Below are 1,071 nucleotides of genomic sequence, written 5' to 3'. Positions count from 1 at the left end.
GTGCGCTACAAGGGCCAACTGGCGCTGTGGGCCGAACGCCTGCCCTACCTGCTGCACGCCCTGCCCGGCCTGGTGATTGCGTTGACCCTGGTGTATTTCGCCCTGCATTACGTACCGGCGCTGTATCAGACCTCGGCACTGCTGTTGATCGCGTATGCATTGCTGTTCTTGCCGCTGGCCCAGGCGCCGATCCGGACCGCGCTGAACAAGGCGGCGCCCCCACTGGAGGAAGCGGCCCGCACCCTGGGTGCATCGTCATTCAGCGCATTTTGCCGGGTGACCTTGCCGATTATCTTTCCCGCATTGGAGGCGGCGTTTGCGCTGGTGTTCCAGGATGCGATGAAGGAGTTGACGGCAACGCTGCTGCTGGGCCCGACCGGGTTGAAGACCTTGGCCACGGCGGTGTGGGCGCACACCTCGAATGTGGAGTTTGCGGCGGCGGCGCCTTATGCGGCGTTGTTGATTGTGGTGTCGGGGTTGCCCGTCTATCTGCTCACGACGCGGATGTATCTGAGCCGCTGAGACCACAAGCGCGGGCAAGCCCGCTCCCACATTCGAATGTGTTCACAAATCAAAAATGTGGGACCGGGTTTGCTCGCGAAGAGGGCACCAGCAACACCACTAAACCCCAGCCCGGGCCTGCAAACGCAAATGCGCCCTCTCCCCCGGCGCCAGGCTGGCCCCGGCCATCGCCGACTCCACACACACAAGCCCCGACGCCTCGTTAAAGCTCACCCCCAGCAGCGGCCGGCTGCCCGGATGCCAGACCACGGTGTTGGCACTGTCGCCGGTATCGATGCACAACTCGCGCTGCCACGCATGGTCCTTGATCTGCAGTTCGCCCTCATGCTGGAACACCCGCTGGCAGCCGCCATCGACGCGCAACTCACCTTCCTGCTGGCAGGCCTGACGGCTCAACTGGTCGTAACCCTGCGCCCCGTCTAGCCCAGACAGCGCTATCTCATCAACGTGACCAATACGCCAGTAAGCGTGCAAAGCGTGGCTCAATTGGCACGGCAGCTCATCCTGATGCTCGGTGCTCAGGCGCAGTTCCAGGCTTTCGCCCAGGTG

General features: G+C 63.4%; 2 protein-coding genes. One reads left to right on the top strand and one right to left on the bottom strand.

The window, feature by feature from the left end; translation table 11 throughout:
- A partial coding sequence (locus ASU03_RS18710; RefSeq protein WP_157465977.1) for an ABC transporter permease subunit occupies positions 1 to 522 on the top strand: 522 nt, incomplete at its 5' end.
- 99 nt (positions 523 to 621) lie between these two features.
- Here ASU03_RS18710 and ASU03_RS20195 read toward each other — a convergent pair.
- A partial coding sequence (locus tag ASU03_RS20195; RefSeq protein ID WP_197411289.1) for an aldose epimerase family protein occupies positions 622 to 1,071 on the bottom strand: 450 nt, incomplete at its 5' end.

The organism is Colwellia sp. TT2012 (assembly GCF_001440345.1).
Taxonomy (GTDB): Bacteria; Pseudomonadota; Gammaproteobacteria; order Enterobacterales; family Alteromonadaceae; genus Colwellia.
The sequence above is the reverse complement of the archived record's forward strand: the minus strand, read 5'-3'. Positions and strand labels throughout refer to the sequence as shown.